General features: G+C 62.0%; 17 protein-coding genes. 9 read left to right on the forward strand and 8 right to left on the reverse strand.

Annotation, left to right across the window (positions count from 1 at the left end; translation table 11 throughout):
• Positions 1-36 precede the first annotated feature (36 nt).
• Positions 37-594, reverse strand: coding sequence for a polyhydroxyalkanoate synthesis repressor PhaR (gene phaR / locus K3725_RS10725; protein WP_260015336.1), 558 nt, complete (start codon positions 592-594; stop codon positions 37-39).
• Positions 595-790: 196 nt separating this feature from the next.
• Here phaR and K3725_RS10730 point away from each other — a divergent pair, with 196 nt between their 5' ends.
• Together K3725_RS10730 and K3725_RS10735 are read left to right on the forward strand one after the other, a co-directional pair.
• Positions 791-1660 carry an NAD-dependent epimerase/dehydratase family protein gene (locus tag K3725_RS10730; RefSeq protein WP_260015337.1) on the forward strand — a complete coding sequence of 290 codons (870 nt, stop codon included), beginning with the start codon at positions 791-793 and terminating at the stop codon, positions 1658-1660.
• A 115-nt stretch (positions 1661-1775) separates the two neighbouring features.
• Positions 1776-3524 (forward strand): adenylate/guanylate cyclase domain-containing protein, encoded by a 1749-nt coding sequence (locus K3725_RS10735; RefSeq protein ID WP_260015338.1) that lies wholly within the window; start codon positions 1776-1778, stop codon positions 3522-3524.
• Positions 3525-3636: 112 nt separating this feature from the next.
• Here the strand turns inward: K3725_RS10735 and K3725_RS10740 are convergent, their stop codons facing one another.
• Together K3725_RS10740 and K3725_RS10745 are read right to left on the reverse strand one after the other, a co-directional pair.
• Positions 3637-4086 carry a phasin family protein gene (locus tag K3725_RS10740; protein WP_260015339.1) on the reverse strand — a complete coding sequence of 150 codons (450 nt, stop codon included), beginning with the start codon at positions 4084-4086 and terminating at the stop codon, positions 3637-3639.
• 132 nt (positions 4087-4218) lie between these two features.
• Positions 4219-6021, reverse strand: a complete 1803-nt coding sequence (locus tag K3725_RS10745) for an alpha/beta hydrolase (RefSeq protein WP_260015340.1) — start codon at positions 6019-6021, stop codon at positions 4219-4221.
• Positions 6022-6154: 133 nt separating this feature from the next.
• On the opposite strand from K3725_RS10745, the gene phaZ reads away from it, so the two are divergent.
• Complete coding sequence (gene phaZ, locus K3725_RS10750) at positions 6155-7429, forward strand: polyhydroxyalkanoate depolymerase (RefSeq protein WP_260015341.1); 1275 nt, start codon at positions 6155-6157, stop codon at positions 7427-7429.
• A 4-nt stretch (positions 7430-7433) separates the two neighbouring features.
• Positions 7434-8006 (forward strand): DUF6151 family protein, encoded by a 573-nt coding sequence (locus K3725_RS10755; RefSeq protein WP_260015342.1) that lies wholly within the window; start codon positions 7434-7436, stop codon positions 8004-8006.
• Here K3725_RS10755 and K3725_RS10760 read toward each other — a convergent pair.
• The 4 genes from K3725_RS10760 to K3725_RS10775 all read right to left on the reverse strand — a co-directional run bounded on the left by K3725_RS10760 (position 7997) and on the right by K3725_RS10775 (position 11043).
• Positions 7997-8758 (reverse strand): alpha/beta fold hydrolase, encoded by a 762-nt coding sequence (locus K3725_RS10760; RefSeq protein ID WP_260015343.1) that lies wholly within the window; start codon positions 8756-8758, stop codon positions 7997-7999. The two genes, K3725_RS10755 and K3725_RS10760, sit on opposite strands and share 10 nt — an antisense overlap.
• Positions 8759-8879: 121 nt before the next feature.
• Entirely contained in the window at positions 8880-9305 is a 426-nt protein-coding gene (locus tag K3725_RS10765) for a VOC family protein (RefSeq protein WP_260018598.1), read from the reverse strand.
• Positions 9305-10294 carry a carboxylesterase gene (locus tag K3725_RS10770; RefSeq protein WP_260015344.1) on the reverse strand — a complete coding sequence of 330 codons (990 nt, stop codon included), beginning with the start codon at positions 10292-10294 and terminating at the stop codon, positions 9305-9307. Before K3725_RS10770 ends, K3725_RS10765 begins: the two co-directional genes overlap by 1 nt.
• Complete coding sequence (locus tag K3725_RS10775) at positions 10294-11043, reverse strand: carboxylesterase (protein WP_260015345.1); 750 nt, start codon at positions 11041-11043, stop codon at positions 10294-10296. The genes K3725_RS10770 and K3725_RS10775 overlap by 1 nt, the downstream gene beginning before the upstream one ends.
• 133 nt (positions 11044-11176) lie before the next feature.
• Between K3725_RS10775 and K3725_RS10780 the strand changes: the two genes are divergently transcribed.
• On the forward strand, positions 11177-12181 hold the full coding sequence (locus tag K3725_RS10780) for a DUF4105 domain-containing protein (protein ID WP_260015346.1): 1005 nt from the start codon (positions 11177-11179) through the stop codon (positions 12179-12181).
• 45 nt (positions 12182-12226) lie between these two features.
• Here the strand turns inward: K3725_RS10780 and K3725_RS10785 are convergent, their stop codons facing one another.
• On the reverse strand, positions 12227-12475 hold the full coding sequence (locus K3725_RS10785; RefSeq protein ID WP_260015347.1) for a hypothetical protein: 249 nt from the start codon (positions 12473-12475) through the stop codon (positions 12227-12229).
• Between the two features lie 280 nt (positions 12476-12755).
• Here K3725_RS10785 and thrS point away from each other — a divergent pair, with 280 nt between their 5' ends.
• The 4 genes from thrS (at position 12756) to K3725_RS10805 (ending at position 16905) form a co-directional block, all read left to right on the forward strand.
• Positions 12756-14702 carry a threonine--tRNA ligase gene (thrS, locus tag K3725_RS10790; RefSeq protein WP_260015348.1) on the forward strand — a complete coding sequence of 649 codons (1947 nt, stop codon included), beginning with the start codon at positions 12756-12758 and terminating at the stop codon, positions 14700-14702.
• A gap of 221 nt (positions 14703-14923) precedes the next feature.
• Positions 14924-15229, forward strand: coding sequence for a DUF2282 domain-containing protein (locus K3725_RS10795; protein ID WP_019295611.1), 306 nt, complete (start codon positions 14924-14926; stop codon positions 15227-15229).
• Between the two features lie 69 nt (positions 15230-15298).
• A complete protein-coding gene (locus tag K3725_RS10800; RefSeq protein ID WP_260015349.1) occupies positions 15299-16153 on the forward strand; it encodes a DUF692 family multinuclear iron-containing protein in 855 nt (284 codons plus the stop codon).
• The gene (locus K3725_RS10805) at positions 16150-16905 is read left to right on the forward strand and encodes a DUF2063 domain-containing protein (protein ID WP_260015350.1); all 756 of its coding nucleotides are present in this window, start codon (positions 16150-16152) and stop codon (positions 16903-16905) included. The genes K3725_RS10800 and K3725_RS10805 overlap by 4 nt, the downstream gene beginning before the upstream one ends.
• Position 16906 lies beyond the last annotated feature (1 nt).

Here is a 16906-nt window from a genome sequence, read left to right on the forward strand (position 1 = left end):
GTGTGTTAATTTGGATGTCCGCGCCGGGCTTGGGCGTTATTTCATCTTCGACAATTTTTCCTGCAGCGCTGCCAGCTGTTTCTTGATGTCGTCCAGATCCTCGCCGCTGCTTTCGGATTTCGCCTCCTCAGCCGCGCCGCCCGTCCAGCCGCCGGCGCCGAAACCGCCGGTCATTGCCTTCAGGAACGCCTCCTGCTGCGCCTTCATTGCCTCGAACCCCGGCATCTTGGACATCGGGTTCATTGCGCTCATGTTTTCCATCATCTTCGACTGGCTTTCGCGCAGCATGTCAAAGGACGTCTGCAGGAACTGCGGCATGACCCCGCCGCCCGGCACCATGTAGCTGCGCACCAGATCATTGAGCACATTGACCGGCAGAACGTTTTCGCCGCGGCTTTCATGCTCGGCGATGATCTGAAGCAGGTACTGGCGGGTCAGGTCGTCGCCGGTTTTCAGATCGACGATCTGCACTTCCCGGCCTTCCCGGATGAACCCCGCGATATCTTCCAGCGTGACGTAATCGCTGGTCTCGGTGTTATAAAGCCGCCGGCTCGCATACCGTTTGATCAGCAAGGGTTTGTCCTGATCTGCCATGTGTTCCCTCCCCGGTCATGACGCATTGCAGCGAAGCCTATGCCAGTGCAGAACAAAAGGGAAGCCTTGGCGTGTTTTCCGCAACAATTGTTCTGTACACCCCTGCGGCGTCTGCAGCAAAAACCGCTTGACCTGAACCCGGCTTGAGCTTTTATCAGTACCCCCGCAGCAGTTTTTTGAGCGGGAGCATACAGCAATGAACATCCTGATCCTGGGCGGCACCGGCTCAATCGGCACCGCCGTCACCCGGGAATTGGTCCGCCGCGGCCACAATGTCACCGGCCTCAGCCGGTCTGAAACATCGGACCGTAAGCTGGCAGCCCTGGGCGCCCGCCCCCTGCGGGGCGATCTGCGCGCACCTGGCGTCTGGGTGCGCGAAGCGGCCCGTACGGATGGCCTGATCCAGCTGGCCGCAACCTTCGAAGATGACATGGGCGAGGCCGATACCACGGCCATCACCGCAATCCTGCAGCAAACCGCCCTCCGCACGCAGCCGCTGCGGATGATCTATACCGGCGGGTGCTGGCTCTATGGCGCCACCGGCAGCCGCGTTGCCGATGAAACCAGCCCGATGCGGCCGATCAAACCGTTTGCCTGGATGCAACACAACGCCCGCATGGTGCTGGACGCCCCAGGCGTTTCCGCCGCGGTGATCCACCCTGCGTTGGTCTACCACGAAGACGGCGGCGCGTTTTCCCGCTATCTGGAGGCCGCGAGCCAGGCCAAACCGTTCGAGATCTGGGGCAGCATCTCCACCCGCTGGCCGCTGGTCCAGCGCGAGGATCTGGCCCGCGCTTACCGCCTGCTCCTCGAGGATCCGGACCTAGAGGGTCATTTCAACGCCAGCGCTCAGGATGGCGTGCCGGTGGCCGAAATCACCCGCGAGATCGCCCGCCGGCGGAGCCATGACGGCGGCTATGTGGTGCGCAGCCTGAAACATGTGCTGATCAAATACGGAGACTGGGCCGAAGGCCCCACGCTGGACCAGAAGATGGGCTCCGGCAAGCTGCGCGATCTGACCGGCTGGCAACCGCAATTCGCCAGCTTCCGCGATGCGCAGTTTTAAAGCCCGGACAGAAACCATTGAATAATGTATCATATTATTTGCATCTAAATTTTCGAAAAGACTCTCAATATGATATAATGGGCATCAGGTCTTTGAGTCTGTGGTGGCAGGGAATATGGCTGACCAAGGGGACAGACAGAGACAAGCTGCCATTCTGATCGCTGACGTGGCCGGGTTCTCCGCGATGGTGGAAACCGGAGAAACCGAGGCTGTTGCGGCCGTGCGCAAACTGGCGGACGAGATCATCGTGCCCGCAGCGCGTCAGTATTCAGGCCAGCTTGTCAAAACACTGGGGGACGGGTTCCTGCTGGAATTCCCCTCCTCCCTGCAGGCTGTTAAGGCAGCCCTGCTGATATCCAGGAAATCAACGGGCCGGGCAGCCAGCCAGGGCACCAGGCGTCTTGTGTTGCGAATGGGGATCCACAGCGGGAATGTGATCTCGTCCGGAGACGACCTGTTCGGCAACTGCGTCAACATTGCCGCCCGGCTCGAAAGCCTGGCCGGGCCGGGCGAAATCTGTGTCTCCGGCACCGTGCAGGAACAGGTTCGCGGACGGATCAATGCTGCCTTCGATGACCTGGGCCTGCAGGTCATCCGCAATATATCCGATCCGGTGCGGATATTCCGCATTGCCGAAAACACCATGCCGCAGCTGGATCCCGAAGGCCCCTCCTATGAAATCTCTGTTGCGATTCTGCCGTTTACCGGAAAACCTGCCGCTTCGGACAGTGCAAACGGCCTGGCGGAAACCCTGACCGAAGACATCACAATCGGTCTCTCCCGCTTTCGCGAACTGCGGGTGATATCCCGGACGACAGCGCTGCGCTACGCCCGCCGCGCGTCTGAAACTTCCGTGGCCGCGGTTGAGCTGGGGGTGCGGTACCTGGCCGAAGGCACAGTGCGGCAGTTGCCGGACAAACTGCGGGTTGCCGTCTCTCTGGCAGATGGGATCAGCGGCACTACGCTGCTCAGCGAGCAATACCATTTGGAGGACGGAGCCAGCATTGGCCAGCAGGACGCCCTGACCCGGCAGATCACGCAAACGCTGGCAGGACAGCTGCAGGCCACCGCAAAACGGAAATCGGCTGCGCTCCCTGCAGCCGGCAGCCCTATGACTGCGAAAGACCTTGTGCTGAAAGCAAAGGCGCTGATCCTGGACACCCGCGAGGCGCTGCTGCAATGCCGCAGCCTGTACCAGCAGGCCAGCGATGCCGACCCCGGCAATGCCACGGCCTGTTCAGGCCTCGCGCTGACCTACCTGGTGGAATGGATGAGCGGCTGGGGCAAGTCGCCTGCGGAAACCCTGGACCGGGCCTTCCCGCTACTGCGTCGTGCCGCCCGTATCGACCCGCTGGACAGCGTCGCGCAGCGCCGTCTGGCCGTCATGCACCTGTTCAAGGGCGAGTTCCCCCTGGCCGAGGATCATTTCCAGCGCGCCCTGGCGCTCAACCCGAATGACACCGACACCATGGCTTTCCGCGGCCTTGCAATGGTCTATCAGGGCCAGCCGGAACAAGCGCTTGCCGAGCTGGAAGAGGCCACCGCACGCAACCCGTTCCATCCGACCTATTTTCATTGGTTCAAGGGACTGGCGCTGTACATGTGCCGGGAGTACCGGCCAGGCATCTCTGAAGTGAACAAGGCGGTAGGGCTGTTTCCCGGCTTCCCTGCCCCGCGCCGCCATCTGGCGGCCTGCTACGGCCAGCTGGGCGACCGGGCTGCCGCGGCCCAGGAATGCGGGCGCATCCTACAGCTGGAACCCGGGTTCTCCGTCACCCGCATCCAGGGCACGTTGCCCTTTGCCAAAACAGAAGACCTGGAACACTACTGCGATGGGCTGCGCCGCGCCGGGCTGCCGGAGTAAGGTGTGAAATCCGGGTGATCCCTGAAATGCAAAAGGACAGGCCTTGCGGCCTGCCCTTCTTCACGTTCCGGCGCCATCAGGGAGGAGAGCGAGGGCCGGATCGTGGTCGTTCTTACTTGGCAGCTGCCGAAGCTTTTTTCGCAGCCGAGGTCACTTCTTCGGTGGCCTTTTTCACGGCTGCGGTTGCTTCTTCGGTTGCGTCCTTGCCAGCAGCCATCAGCAGCTCAACGGTGTCCATCTGGACTTTTTTGGCGACCTCAGCAAAGGCAGCCATGTTCTCGGCAGCCACTTCAGCGGAAGCGGATGCGAAGTCGGTTGCGGCTTTTGCGTAGTCGGCCGGCTCTGCTTTGACTTTGGAAACGTCGCTCAGCTTGGCGATGGTTTCTTTGGTCCACTTGCTGGAGATCTCGGCGGATTTGCCGGCTGCGTCCAGTGCAACAGCGGACAGCTTCTCGTTCAGAGCTGCGGTGTTCTTGAATGCGTCTTCCATCGCTTTGGTGTCGACCGGGAAGGCGCCCATGAAGTCTTTCATCATCGCGGTGAAGTCTTGGGTCTTTGCCATAGTTCTAATTCCTCAGAAAGCTGCAGCAGGACCATCCTGCGCTCTTAGCATGAGAGGAATATGCGTGCTGCACTGCGGCATTTCAAGAGATTTTTGCTGCAGTGCAGAAAAAATTCTTCCGCACCTGCAAATTCAACGGTTTGCCTTCACCTTCACATAGGAGCCCGGGGCCGGCATCAAAGAGGCGAAGCTCGAATCCCCCACCTCGCGGGCAGGAACCTGCTTGCCGGAGCGTTTCTTCAGCCAGTCGTTCCAGCGCGGCCACCAGGAGCCTTCATGGTACTCCGCGCCTTCCATCCAGGCCTCGCTGCCGCCCTTCAAATCATCGTTGGTGTAATGGCCGTATTTCTTCTTGCTGGGCGGATTGACGATGCCCGCGATATGACCGGACTCGGATACGATGAAGCTCTTGCTGCGCGACCCCATTTGCTGCACACCAGCATAGCAGTCCTTCCAGCGGGCGATATGGTCGGTCTCGCAGGTGATCGCCATCAGCGGCACATCCACGTCCTTGATATGCAGCTTGTGGCCCATCAGCTCGAACCCTTCGCCGACAAACTCGTTGTTCTGGCACAGGCCCCGCAGATACTGCACCGCCATCCGGCCCGGCAGGTTGGCGCCGTCGCCGTTCCAGTAAAGCAGGTCAAACGCAGGCGGCGTCTCACCCATCATGTAGCTTTTGACCGCCGGGCCGTAGATCAGGTCCTTGGAACGCAGGAACGACATGGTGCGCGCAATCACCCACGACCGCAGCAACCCTTCTTCCTCCACCTGCGCCTCGATCCCGTCGACGAAATCATTCTGCAGGAATGGGGTGAACTCACCCTGATCACCGAAATCGGTAAGGGTGGTAAAGAAGGTCGCCGATTTCACCGACTTGTCGCCGCGCTGTTTCAGCAATGACAGCGTCAGGCTCAGCGTGGTTCCCGCGATGCAATAGCCCACCGCGTTCACCTGCTTCACCTTGCAGATCTCCTTGGCGGTCTCGATCGCGGCAAGGAAGCCCTCCTGGATGTAATCCTCCATCCCCACATCAGCATGGCTGGCGTCCGCATTCACCCAGGAGACCACAAACAGCGTATATCCCTGCTCGGTCACCCATTTGATCAGGCTGTTCTGCGCCTTGAGGTCGAGGATGTAGAACTTGTTGATCCACGGCGGGAACAGCACAATCGGTGTTTCATGCACGGACTCCGTCGCAGGCTTGTACTGTATCAGCTCCATCATCCGGTTGCGGTAGACCACATCACCCGGCGTGGTGGCGATATTGCCGCCCAGCTCAAAAGCGCTCTCATCCGCCAGCCGCACCACCAGTTCGCCGTTGTTGGCCTCCAGATCGGTAACCAGGTTCTCCAGACCGTCAATCAGCGACTGGCCCTCTGTTTCCACAGCCTTCTCCAGCGCGTCCGGGTTGGTCGGCAGGAAATTGGTCGGCGCCATCATCTCGATGATCTGATCGGCGAAATATGAAAGCCGCTGCTTGTCCTTGCGGTCCAGGTCCACAGCTTCCTGCACCGCCTTGCGGATCGCATCCGCGTTGGTCGTGTACTGCTGCTTCACGAAATTGAAGTACGGGCTGGTCTCCCACAGCGGATTCGAAAAACGGCGGTCCTTCGGGCCGCCGTCATCCGTGTTCTCAAATTTTCCAGCCAGGGCTTTCTGCGCTTCGGCAAAATTCAGCACAGACTTGCTCCAGTACTCGACCTGCTGCTCCAGGATCTTGGCCGGGTTCTGCATCGCTTCGGCCCAATAGGCAGTTGCTGCACGCGCATAAAGCTCTTGATTCGGGCCGTCCAACGCCGGGTTATGCGGCACCTTCCGGGACATGACATCCGCCAGACGTTTGCTCAGCTCCTCCACACGGGTCATGTTTTCCTTAAGCTTTTCAATGCTCTCAGAATTCGGGGCTGCGGATAATTCGTCACTAGTTGTCATATAAAAGAATCCCTCATAGGCTTTCTGCTATGCAGAATACTCTTCTGCATTTTTCAGGGCAAAGCGGCGATTGGTCCGATAGTCCGGATTTGTTGGTCCGATGACGCTGGGGCAAAGCCCGAAGGAGACGCGCATGCGATACATGATGACCTACGACCTGATGGAGACCGTCCGGAACACCAACCAATGGCTGGGAGCCACCGCCCTCTCCATGGCATCTTACCCGGTCTTTTCCGCCTTGCCAAACCCTGCCCTCAGCTGGATGGCCGCCTGGGGTGAAGTGACGGAACGTACTTATCAGCGCATGGTGGTGAAACCCGACTGGGGCATCCCATCCTTCACTTGCGAAGACGGCAAGGACCACGTTGTTGAAATCTCCAATGTGCTGGAGCGCCCCTTTGGCGACCTCATCCATTTCAAGGTCAGCGGACGTGAGGAACAGCCGCGCAAGGTGCTGCTGGTTGCCCCGATGTCCGGCCATTACGCCACCCTCCTCCGCTCTACCGTGCAAAGTCTGATCAGGAACTGTGAAGTCTATGTGACGGACTGGCACAACGCCCGCGACATCCCTGTTTCTGCAGGGAAATTCGACGTCGAGGATTACACGCTTTACCTCGTCGACTTCATGCGCGAGCTGGGCCCCGACATCCATGTGGTCGCGGTCTGCCAGCCGGTGCCGCTGACGCTTGCCGCCACCGCCTATCTGGCGGAGCAGGATCCCAAGGCGCAGCCGTCCTCGCTGACGCTGATCGGCGGCCCGGTGGACCCGGACGCCACCCCCACCGAAGTCACCGATTTTGGCCGCCGCGTCACCATGGGCCAGCTCGAGGAAACCATGATCCAGCGCGTCGGCTACAAGTACAAGGGCGTCGGCCGCAAGGTCTACCCGGGCCTTTTGCAGCTCGCGTCTTTCATGTCGATGAACGGCGAACGGCATTCCAAGGCCTTCATGGACCAGATCCAGCGCGTGTCCCGCGGCGAAGCTTCCGACCACGATGCCCACAACCGCTTCTACGACGAATACCTCGCCGTGATGGACATGACGGCGGAGTTCTACCTGTCCACGGTCGAGCGCATCTTCAAGAAGCGCGAGATCGCCCGCAACGAATTCGTGGTGAACGGCCACAAGATCGACTTCTCCAAGATTACCGATGTGGCGGTCAAAACCGTTGAAGGCGCCAAGGACGACATCTCCGCTCCCGGCCAGTGCATCGCCGCGCTGGATCTCTGCACCGGCCTGCCGGAGGAGAAGAAGGCCAGCCATGTGGAACCGGGCGCCGGCCATTACGGCATCTTTGCAGGCCGCAGCTGGCGCAACAATATCCGTCCGCTGGTGATCGACTTCATGAACGCCAACAGCCGCAAGAAGCCGGTACGCAACCCTGCCAACAAAAACACGGCTGCCTGACCGTATGGCGGACGGGCTGGCGTTCTCCTGCAATTGCGGGGCCTTGCGCGGCGTAGTTTCTGCGCAAGGCATCAAGACCGGCACCCGCGTTGTCTGCTATTGCGCCGACTGCCGCGCCAATGAGCTGTACCACGGCCAGCCCGATCCGGCGCCCGATCCAGTCGATCTTTTTCAGCTTGCCCCCGATGCCATCACCATCACCCAGGGCGCAGAGCATCTGAAGGCGCTTCGCCTCGGCCCCCGCGGGCCTTTGCGCTGGTATGCGTCCTGCTGCGGCACCCCCTTTGCCAATACCCTGGCCAAGCCCGGCCTGCCCTTTGCCGGCATGCGTTCAGACCTGTTTCAGGACAAATCCGCCTTGGGCAAGATCCGCGCCAAGGCCTTCATCCCCACTGCCGGCAAGCAAGCCCGCACCAAGGGCGGCGGCGCCATGGCCTGGGGCATTCTCAGCCGGATGATCACCGCGCGGCTGTCAGGCCGGTGGAAGGACACGCCGTTCTTTGATGCGGAGACCGGCAAGCCGGCGGCGGAGCCGCAGCTTATCAGCAAGACAGAGCGCGCGAAACTTTATCCCTGAGCGGAAAGGGCGGGCTCAGCAGCACGGTCGGCTACTGGCTCCGCCAGCCAATGCAGCAGCGCCCGGTTCACGGCATCCGGCTGCTCCAGAACCGGAAAATGCCCGGCATCCGGCAGGATTTCCAGCCGCGCCTCCGGGATAAGCTGTGCCAGCAGATCGAGCTTAGCCGGCGGAACGATCGTGTCATGCTCACCGCCCAGAACCAGCGTGGGCACATGCACCCGCCGCATCGCGGCCTGCTGATCGGGCCGCCGCTGCAGGGCGCGCGCCTGCGCCACATACATTTCCGGCCCCAGCTCCATGCCCATCCGGCAAAACAGCTTGTGTACCTCCAGCCGCAAGGGCCCCGGGGCAAGCGCTTCTGTCGGCATCGTCTCCCGCAGCACATCCTCCAGCCGTCCGGCGCGCGCAGCGACAATCTGCGGCTCCCGGCTGGCGGCCTGATCCGGCGTCTCGGCCAGCGGGCTGGCCCCGATGATACATAGGCGGCTGATCCGTTCCGGTGCCCGGCGCACCAGTTCCATTGCCAGAATACCGCCCATCGAAAACCCCGCCAGAGCAAAGCGCGGCGGCAGATGGCTCAGCATCCGGGCTGCGATCTTCTCCACCGTGTCGCCGCCGGCCAGCGGCAGCACCATCACCGGCATGCTGCCGGAAAACGTCCTGACCTGAGCGTAGAAAATCCTGCCGTCGCACATCATGCCCGGCAGCAGAACCAGGGGTTCGCGGCACGGTTGCTGATCATAAGGCATGTCCTGCCCTCGCGGTTTGCCTCCCACCCGTCAGGGAAGTCTGCGCACAGCACACCTGCGGATCAAGGAAAACCGCGGAATGGCGGCAATTTACAAAAGAACTGCCGCCAACGCGCCACGCTCAGTAACCGTTCCAGCAGAACGCGCCGTTCTCAGCCAGCGGCGAGAACGGATTAAAGGCGACCTCCCAGACATGCCCGTCCGGGCTGCGGAAATAGCCATGATGGCCGCCCCAGAACACATCCTGAGCCGGCTTCAGCACGTCAGCTCCAGCCCCCGCTGCTGCTGCCAGCAACTGCGCCACTTCTTCCTTGCTGCGGGTGTTATGGCTCAACGTCATGGCGCCGGTACCCAGAGCTTCAGGCGGCAAGCCGATGTCCTCCGCCAGCGCCGCCAGCGGATAAAGGCCCAGCGTCTGCGAAATCAGGTCAAATGCAATCACCCCATCCGGGCTTTCAGCCCTTTTCCAGCCCAGGGCCTCGTAGAAGGCGGCCGCCTTTTCCATGTCCGGCACACCCAGTGTAATCAGGCTAACCCTCTGCTCCATCATTCAAATCCTTGTGTTTTCAACCAAATTAAAATGCCATCCACCGCCGCCTGCGTCTGGCTGGGCGACACGATGTCTCCAGCCAGAATGTGGCCATGCACATCGTCCGCAGCGCCTGGCGGCACCAGGTTCACAGCAACCGGGCCGCCCCAGGCTGCGGCGACCTCAGCTGTGATGTCCGGCCGCACCACCTTATCGCCATCCGAATACCAGAACAATGCAGGAACATTTGCGATGGCAAAATCCATCCCCCGCACTGTTTTCAGCATGGCCGCCATCGGCAGTACGGCCTGTGACGGATACCGCGTGGTCCAGAAACGCCCATAGGCTTCACTGCGCACCGGCAGCTCTATCTCCCGCCCAGCCAGCAGCGGCAGCCAGTGGCGCGCGGCCGGCCAGGTCAAGAGCGGCGCAAAAACCGTGTTCAGCCCGTAATTCGGCGACATCAGCACCAGCGCATCAATATTCTGCGCCAGGCCCGCATCCAGCGCCGCCACCGTGGCGAGGGTCGCGCCGGTAGAATTGGCGATCACAACGACGCGCTCACCCACCTGCGCCGCTGCCGCCAGCGCCTCTGCCGTGTCCTGCATCCACGCCTTGGGTGTGGCCTCCAGCATCGCCTCCCCGGATCGCCCGTGGCCGGTCAGCCGGGTAAAGACCAGATTGGCGCCCAAGGCTTCAGCCACCCGGTCCGGCACCGGACGGATTTCTTCGGAAGTGGCGGAGAACCCATGGATGTACAGGACCGACACGGGCGTCCGCGTCTCTGCCTGCCCAGCCCAAACCACGCGCTTTTCCGTGCCGGGGGTAATATCGCCGTAGCGGCTCTCGACGCGTTCAAAGTAAACCTGAACGCCTTCACCGAACTTACGCGCATCGAAACCGGCGGTGAGGTCCACATTCTCATAAGGGCCAAAGACCGTCAGCGCCGCAACGGGCACCGCCAGGGCCAGCAGTCCCCGCCCAAAGGCACGCCGGAACCGGCGCATCAGGCGCCGCCCAGGACGTCCAGTACCGCATCCTCGATCATCTTCAGGCAGGCCTCGTCCGAGAACCGGTGATCTGCGTCCTTCACCAGGTTCAGCCGCATGTCGGGACAGGTCGCATGCTCCATCAGCCGCAGCGCGGTCTCTGTCGACACCGCGGTATCCGCCGTTCCCTGCAGGCAACGCACCTTGAAGGGCAGGAACAGCGGTGTGCGCAGCACCAGCCGCTTGCGCCCGTCCTCAATCATCCGCTTAGAGATATGGTAAGGCTCCATGTAATCGCTCGGCAGCTCCACGTAACCGCGGCTCTCCAGCTCAGCCTTCTGCGCATCCGAGAAGTTGGCCCAATAGCCGTCCTCGGTAAAATCCGGCGCTGCGGCGATGGTCACCAGACCCTTGATCCGTTCCGGCAGTTCCCGCGCCAGCAGCAGCGCCTGCCAGCCCCCCATCGACGACCCCACCGGCACAATCTCCCCTTCGGTCAGCTGCGCCACCGCCTCCAGCGTGTCTTCGTGCCAGTCGCCGATGCAGCCCTCCTCAAAGGTGCCGGAACTTTCGCCATGGCCGGAATAGTCAAACCGCAGAAACGCCTGCCCGCGCGCCTTGGCCCAGGCCTCCAGATGCACCGCCTTGGTACCTTCCATGTCCGACTTCAGCCCGCCCAGGAACACCACGCACGGCCCCTGCCCCTCGCTCTTGTGATAGGCAATCCGGCGGCCCTGGGCGGTCTCGAGGTAAGATGCGGCTGGCATGTCTTTGCTCTCCTGTGCTTTTCCCAAGATGTGGCATGGCTCCGCCCGCCCCGCAAGCGGGTGCACTGCCTGCTTGCAACTCCCCCTTCGCCTTCCTTATGGTCCGCCAGAATTTTTCAGGGACCGAGCAGGCATGTTCAGACTTTTCAAGGGCATTTTCACTAGCGCTGTCATTCTAGCTGTTGTGCTTGCAACAGCCTGGGCCGCACTTGCCTTGTGGTACAGGCTGCCGTTCGAGGCGCTGGGCCGCGGCGTGCTGGCAGGCGGCTTCGCCCTTTTCGGTCTTGCCGTCATCGCCGGGCTGTTCCGCCGCGGCGCCCTGCGCGCGCTCACCACTTTTACGCTGGCGCTGGCTGCCGTGCTCCTGTGGTGGTCCACCCTCACCCCGCCCGCAGACCGCAACTGGTCGCCCGATGTAGCCCAACAAGTGACCGGCACGGTCGAGGGCGACATCCTCACCCTCGAAAACGTGCGCAACTTCGCTTGGGAAACGCCTGAAGACTTCACCGAGGCCTGGGAGACCCGCAGTTATGATCTGACCAAGCTGCAATCCACCGACCTCTTCATGTCCTATTGGGCCGGCCCGCAGATGGCACATATGATCGTCAGCTTCGGCTTTGAGGGCGGCGACCACATCGCCTGGTCCGTCGAGGTGCGGCGCCAGCTGGGCGGCGGCTTCTCCCCCGTCGCCGATCTGTTCAAGTCCAACACGCTGGTTCTGGTCGCCGCGGATGAACGCGATCTGGTCGGCACCCGCACCAATGCCCGCGGCGAAGATGTGCAGCTTTTCCGCATCGGTGTCAGCCCCGACACCGGCCGGGACCTGCTGCTGAAGTATGTCGAGACCGCCAACAGCCTGGCGGCACAGCCCCAGTGGTATAATTCGCTGACCACCAACTGCACCACAGTCGTGATGACTCTGATCCGCAGCTTCGCGGGTGACGTGCCGCTGGACTGGCGGGTGCTGGCAAACGGTTACTTGCCGGAATTCGCCTGGGAACAGGGCGTGCTGGATCAAAGCCGAAGTGTCGAAGACCTGCGCGCGCTTGGCAGCATCACATCGATCGCACAGGCGCACGGGGTCGGTCCTGACTATTCCGCCATGATCCGCGAAGGCGTGCCGTCGCCAGCCGAATAACCCGGCGAGCGCGAGGGGCTGGCCCCTCGCTTGGCTGAGGGCCGGTCAGGACAATCCGGCAGCCGGTGTCCCGCTCACTTTTTGCATCTGCAAACGGCCCAGCAGGTTCTGGATCCGGCTCAGCGTCTCCCCGGTCTGCACCGCCTTCTCCATGTTTGCCCCGCCTTCGATCTGCGCGCCATGCTCATAAGACAGATGGCGGTGCGACAGGATTTTCTGCGACTGGCTCAGCGCGGTTTCAATCAGATCCACATCTTCAACCGTCAGGTCAAAGTTCGGGTTCGGGCGGGTCATCAGAACACTCCTGGTATGTCCATTGGGCCAAATATTCAGGCCACCCTGCCCCGGATCGCCGAACATCGCAAGATTTTTTTCGTTATTTTTCAACCGCTTACCAGTATACATATATGTGCAATCGCATGCACAGGCACACAAACGAAAATTCCGGTGCAATTACAATCACATGCAATGCCGCCTTGACTTGCCTCTGTATTGGCAGCAAAACGCGCAGACCAAACACATACCCGCAACCGGGCGTTCTGTGGGCGCCAAACCGACGAGGAGCAGCCAGACAATGGCCCAAATCTCTCTCACTTTCCCCGATGGCAATGCACGCTCCTACGACGCAGGTATAACCCCTGCGCAGGTGGCAGCCGGCATCTCGACCTCGCTGGCCAAGAAGGCCATCTCTGCCACCGTCAACGATCAGCACTGGGACCTGCAGTGGCCGATCGAAGGCGACGCCACCATCGCCATCCACACCATGAAGGATGAGGTCCAGGCCAATGAGCTGATCCGCCACGATCTGGCGCACGTCATGGCGCGTGCGGTGCAGGAAATCTGGCCCGACACCAAGGTCACCATCGGCCCGGTCATTGAAAACGGCTGGTACTACGACTTCGACCGGTCCGAGCCCTTCACCCCCGAGGACCTCGGCGCCATCGAGAAAAAGATGAAGGAAATCATCAACAAGCGTGATGAGGTCCGGACCGAGGTGTGGGAGCGCGACCGCGCGATCCGGCATTACACCGACAACAACGAACCCTATAAGGTCGAGCTGATCGAGAGCATCCCGGGCGATGAGCCGCTGCGGATGTACTGGCACGGCGACTGGCAGGACCTCTGCCGCGGCCCGCACCTGCAGCACACCGGCCAGCTGCCGGGCGACGCGTTCAAGCTGATGAGCATCGCAGGCGCCTACTGGCGCGGCGACAGCTCCCGCGCGATGCTGCAGCGGATCTACGGCGTTGCCTTCACCGGCAAGGAGAAGCTGAAGGCGCATCTCCACATGCTGGAAGAGGCCGCCAAGCGCGATCACCGCAAGCTGGGCCGCGAGATGGACCTGTTCCACATGCAGGAAGAGGCGCCGGGCCAGATCTTCTGGCACCCGAACGGCTGGACCGTCTACACCCAGCTGCAAGACTACATGCGCCGCCAGCAGCGCAAGGGCGGCTATGTCGAGGTGAACACCCCGCAGGTCGTCGACCGCAAGCTGTGGGAGGCCTCGGGCCACTGGGACAAATACCAGGAGAACATGTTTATCGTCGAAGTCGACGAGGAGCACGCCCGCGAGAAGGCGGTGAACGCGCTGAAGCCGATGAACTGCCCCTGCCACGTGCAGATCTTCAACCAGGGCCTCAAGTCCTACCGCGACCTGCCGCTGCGCATGGCCGAATTCGGCTCTTGCAACCGGTATGAGCCCTCGGGCGCGCTGCACGGCATCATGCGGGTGCGCGGCTTTACTCAGGACGACGGCCACATCTTCTGTTCTGAGGATCAGATTGAATCTGAGACCGCGGAATTCATCAACTTCCTGTCCAAGATCTACAAGGATCTGGGCTTTGAGAAGTTCTCGGTCAAATTCTCTGACCGCCCGGACACCCGTGCCGGGTCCGATGAGGTCTGGGACAAGGCCGAGGCCGCGCTTTTGTCCGCCACCCGGGCCGCCGGAATCGAGCCGGAACTGAACCCGGGCGAAGGTGCCTTTTACGGCCCCAAGCTGGAGTTCGTGCTGACCGACGCCATCGGCCGCGACTGGCAGTGCGGCACCCACCAGGTGGACTTCGTGCTGCCGGAACGCCTGGACGCGACCTATATCGGCGCCGACGGTGCCAAGCACCGCCCGGTCATGCTGCACCGCGCGACCCTTGGAAGCTTCGAGCGTTTCATCGGAATCCTGATCGAGGAACACGCCGGCAAGCTGCCGTTCTGGCTGGCACCGCGTCAGGTTGTGGTCGCCTCGATCACCTCCGACGCGGATGACTACGTGCAGGAGGTCGTGGCCGAGCTGAAGAAGGCAGGCGTGCGCGCCGAGGCCGATATCCGCAACGAGAAGATCAACTACAAAGTCCGCGAGCATTCGGTGGGCAAGGTTCCGGTCATTCTCGCCGTCGGCCACCGCGAGGTGGAGGAACGCACAGTGTCTGTCCGCCGTCTTGGCGAAAAACAGACCAACGTGGAAAGCCTCGAAAATGTTACAAAGGCGCTGGCGGTCGAGGCCACCCCGCCGGACCTGCTGTAACATTCCACCCCGAAAACAGCATCAGCGGCCCCCATCCGGGGGCCGTTTTGTTTCAAAACCGGGTAAAACCCGGCGATTTCAGCCCTTTGCGCTGCAATCCTGTCTCACATGCGCTGACGCAGACGTGAGACACGGCCTCGTGACTTAAATTCCTGAAAACCATGGGTTAGTGTTTTCCTGTCAACACGACACCGCACGTTAAACCGAAAGGAATTCACGAGATGTCGACCACCGCAAAATCCCTGGCCGTTGCCAGCGCCGTTGCCGCCGCTCTGACCGCAGCTTCGACCATCCCCGCTGCTGCTGCCACCAAGGAAAAATGCTACGGCGTTTCGCTGGCAGGCCAGAACGACTGCGCCGCCGGCCCCGGCACCACCTGCGCAGGCACCTCGACCACCGACTACCAGGGCAACGCCTGGACCTTGGTGGATGCCGGCACCTGCGAGGGCATGGAACTGCCCGCAATGGCAGACGGCACTGAGCGCAAAGGCTCGCTCGAGCCGCTGGAGCGCGACTTGCCGGCATAAGTTCGGCCTGATTTCCGGGGCGGGAGTGTAAGTTCCCGCCCCTTTTGCACCCGGACCACAGGACACGCCATGCTCGACTCTGCTGCACATGACAGGCTGCCCGCCGCCCCCGGCGTCGGATATAAGCCGCAGCATTTCGCACAGATCACCGCCGATCCGGGCAGCGTCAAATGGCTGGAAATCCACGCCGAAAACTACATGGGCGACGGCGGGCGTCCAATTGCGCAGCTGCGCCACCTGTCTGAAAACTTCGCCATGTCGGTGCATGGCGTCGGCCTGTCGATCGGCGGCGAAGGCCCCCTGGACGCAGACCATCTTGCCCGGCTCAAGCATCTGGTTGGCTGGCTGACCCCTGCCAGCTTCTCCGAACATCTGGCCTGGTCCACCCACGACAGTCATTTCTACAACGACTTGCTGCCGCTGCCCTACACGGATGCGAGCCTGCAGCGGATCTGCGATCACATCAACGAATTGCAGGACACCATCGGCCGCCGGATGCTGCTGGAAAACCCCTCCAGCTACCTCGCCTTTGCCGAGAGCACCTGGTCCGAGCCGGAGTTCCTGGCGGAAATCTCCCGCCGCACCGGCTGCGGGCTGCTTCTGGACGTCAACAACGTCTTTGTCTCCGCCACCAACCTCGACTTCTCGCCCCAGGGCTATATCGACGCCTTTCCTCTGGACAAGGTCGGTGAGATCCACCTCGGCGGCCACGACGAGGATGTGGACGACCATGGCCGCCCTCTGCTGATCGACAGCCACGGGCGTGAGGTGGTGGACCCGGTCTGGGCGCTCTTGGATTACACGCTGGCAAAATCCGGCCCCAAGCCGGTGCTGATCGAATGGGACAATGACGTGCCGGACTGGCCGGTGCTGGAGGCTGAAGCTGCCCGCGCCGCAACCGCGCTGGAGCGCGTCCCGGCATGAGCGTCAGCCAGACAGAGTTCACCCGCGCCATGATGGATGCGGGCCAGCCTGTGCCGGACGGTCTGATTGACCATCAGGACCAGCCCGCCGGGCGCCGTTTCAGTGTCTACCGCAACAACGTGGCGGTCTCCCTGACAGAGGCCATGCACAGCGCCTTTCCGGTGATTGCCAAGCTTCTGGGCAAGCAGAACATGGATGGTCTGGCAGGCATCTTTCTGCGCCAGCATCCGCCGTCCTCGCCGCTGATGATGTTCTACGGCGAACACTTCCCCGCCTTCCTCGAAGGCATGGAGCAGCTCCGGCATCTGGGCTACCTTGGCGATGTCGCCCGGCTGGAGCTGGCCCTGCGCCGCGCCTACCACTCCGCCGATGCCGCGCCCGTTGCACCTGAGGCGCTTGGCGGGCTGACGCCGGATCAGCTGATGGGCACCCGCCTGTCTCTGGCTCCCGCAGTGCAGGTTATCTGTTCGCCTTGGCCCATTCACGCCATCTGGCGCTACAACACCGAAGACGGCGCGCCCAAGCCTGAGCCGCAGGCCCAGGACGTGCTGATCACTCGCCCTGAATTCGACTCCATTCCCCAGGTCCTGCCCTCCGCGGGCGCACTCTGGATCCGCGCCCTGATGCAGGGTGCCACCATCGGCGAAGCGCTGGAACAGGCCGCCGCCGCAGACGAAACCTTCGACCTGGGTGCCACGCTGGCCCTGCTGTTGCAGGGCGGCGCGATCACCGGATTGGACAGCAAAGGGTAAA

The organism is Leisingera sp. S132, assembly GCF_025144465.1.
Classification (GTDB): Bacteria; Pseudomonadota; Alphaproteobacteria; order Rhodobacterales; family Rhodobacteraceae; genus Leisingera.

What these genes read in the sequence shown, in the direction of transcription:
- phaR (WP_260015336.1), bottom strand. Translation starts at nt 594, where the DNA reads ATGGCAGATCAGGACAAACCCTTGCTGATCAAACGGTATGCGAGCCGG.
- K3725_RS10730 (WP_260015337.1), top strand. Translation starts at nt 791, where the DNA reads ATGAACATCCTGATCCTGGGCGGCACCGGCTCAATCGGCACCGCCGTC.
- K3725_RS10735 (WP_260015338.1), top strand. Translation starts at nt 1,776, where the DNA reads ATGGCTGACCAAGGGGACAGACAGAGACAAGCTGCCATTCTGATCGCT.
- K3725_RS10740 (WP_260015339.1), bottom strand. Translation starts at nt 4,086, where the DNA reads ATGGCAAAGACCCAAGACTTCACCGCGATGATGAAAGACTTCATGGGC.
- K3725_RS10745 (WP_260015340.1), bottom strand. Translation starts at nt 6,021, where the DNA reads ATGACAACTAGTGACGAATTATCCGCAGCCCCGAATTCTGAGAGCATT.
- phaZ (WP_260015341.1), top strand. Translation starts at nt 6,155, where the DNA reads ATGCGATACATGATGACCTACGACCTGATGGAGACCGTCCGGAACACC.
- K3725_RS10755 (WP_260015342.1), top strand. Translation starts at nt 7,434, where the DNA reads ATGGCGGACGGGCTGGCGTTCTCCTGCAATTGCGGGGCCTTGCGCGGC.
- K3725_RS10760 (WP_260015343.1), bottom strand. Translation starts at nt 8,758, where the DNA reads ATGCCTTATGATCAGCAACCGTGCCGCGAACCCCTGGTTCTGCTGCCG.
- K3725_RS10765 (WP_260018598.1), bottom strand. Translation starts at nt 9,305, where the DNA reads ATGGAGCAGAGGGTTAGCCTGATTACACTGGGTGTGCCGGACATGGAA.
- K3725_RS10770 (WP_260015344.1), bottom strand. Translation starts at nt 10,294, where the DNA reads ATGCGCCGGTTCCGGCGTGCCTTTGGGCGGGGACTGCTGGCCCTGGCG.
- K3725_RS10775 (WP_260015345.1), bottom strand. Translation starts at nt 11,043, where the DNA reads ATGCCAGCCGCATCTTACCTCGAGACCGCCCAGGGCCGCCGGATTGCC.
- K3725_RS10780 (WP_260015346.1), top strand. Translation starts at nt 11,177, where the DNA reads ATGTTCAGACTTTTCAAGGGCATTTTCACTAGCGCTGTCATTCTAGCT.
- K3725_RS10785 (WP_260015347.1), bottom strand. Translation starts at nt 12,475, where the DNA reads ATGACCCGCCCGAACCCGAACTTTGACCTGACGGTTGAAGATGTGGAT.
- thrS (WP_260015348.1), top strand. Translation starts at nt 12,756, where the DNA reads ATGGCCCAAATCTCTCTCACTTTCCCCGATGGCAATGCACGCTCCTAC.
- K3725_RS10795 (WP_019295611.1), top strand. Translation starts at nt 14,924, where the DNA reads ATGTCGACCACCGCAAAATCCCTGGCCGTTGCCAGCGCCGTTGCCGCC.
- K3725_RS10800 (WP_260015349.1), top strand. Translation starts at nt 15,299, where the DNA reads ATGCTCGACTCTGCTGCACATGACAGGCTGCCCGCCGCCCCCGGCGTC.
- K3725_RS10805 (WP_260015350.1), top strand. Translation starts at nt 16,150, where the DNA reads ATGAGCGTCAGCCAGACAGAGTTCACCCGCGCCATGATGGATGCGGGC.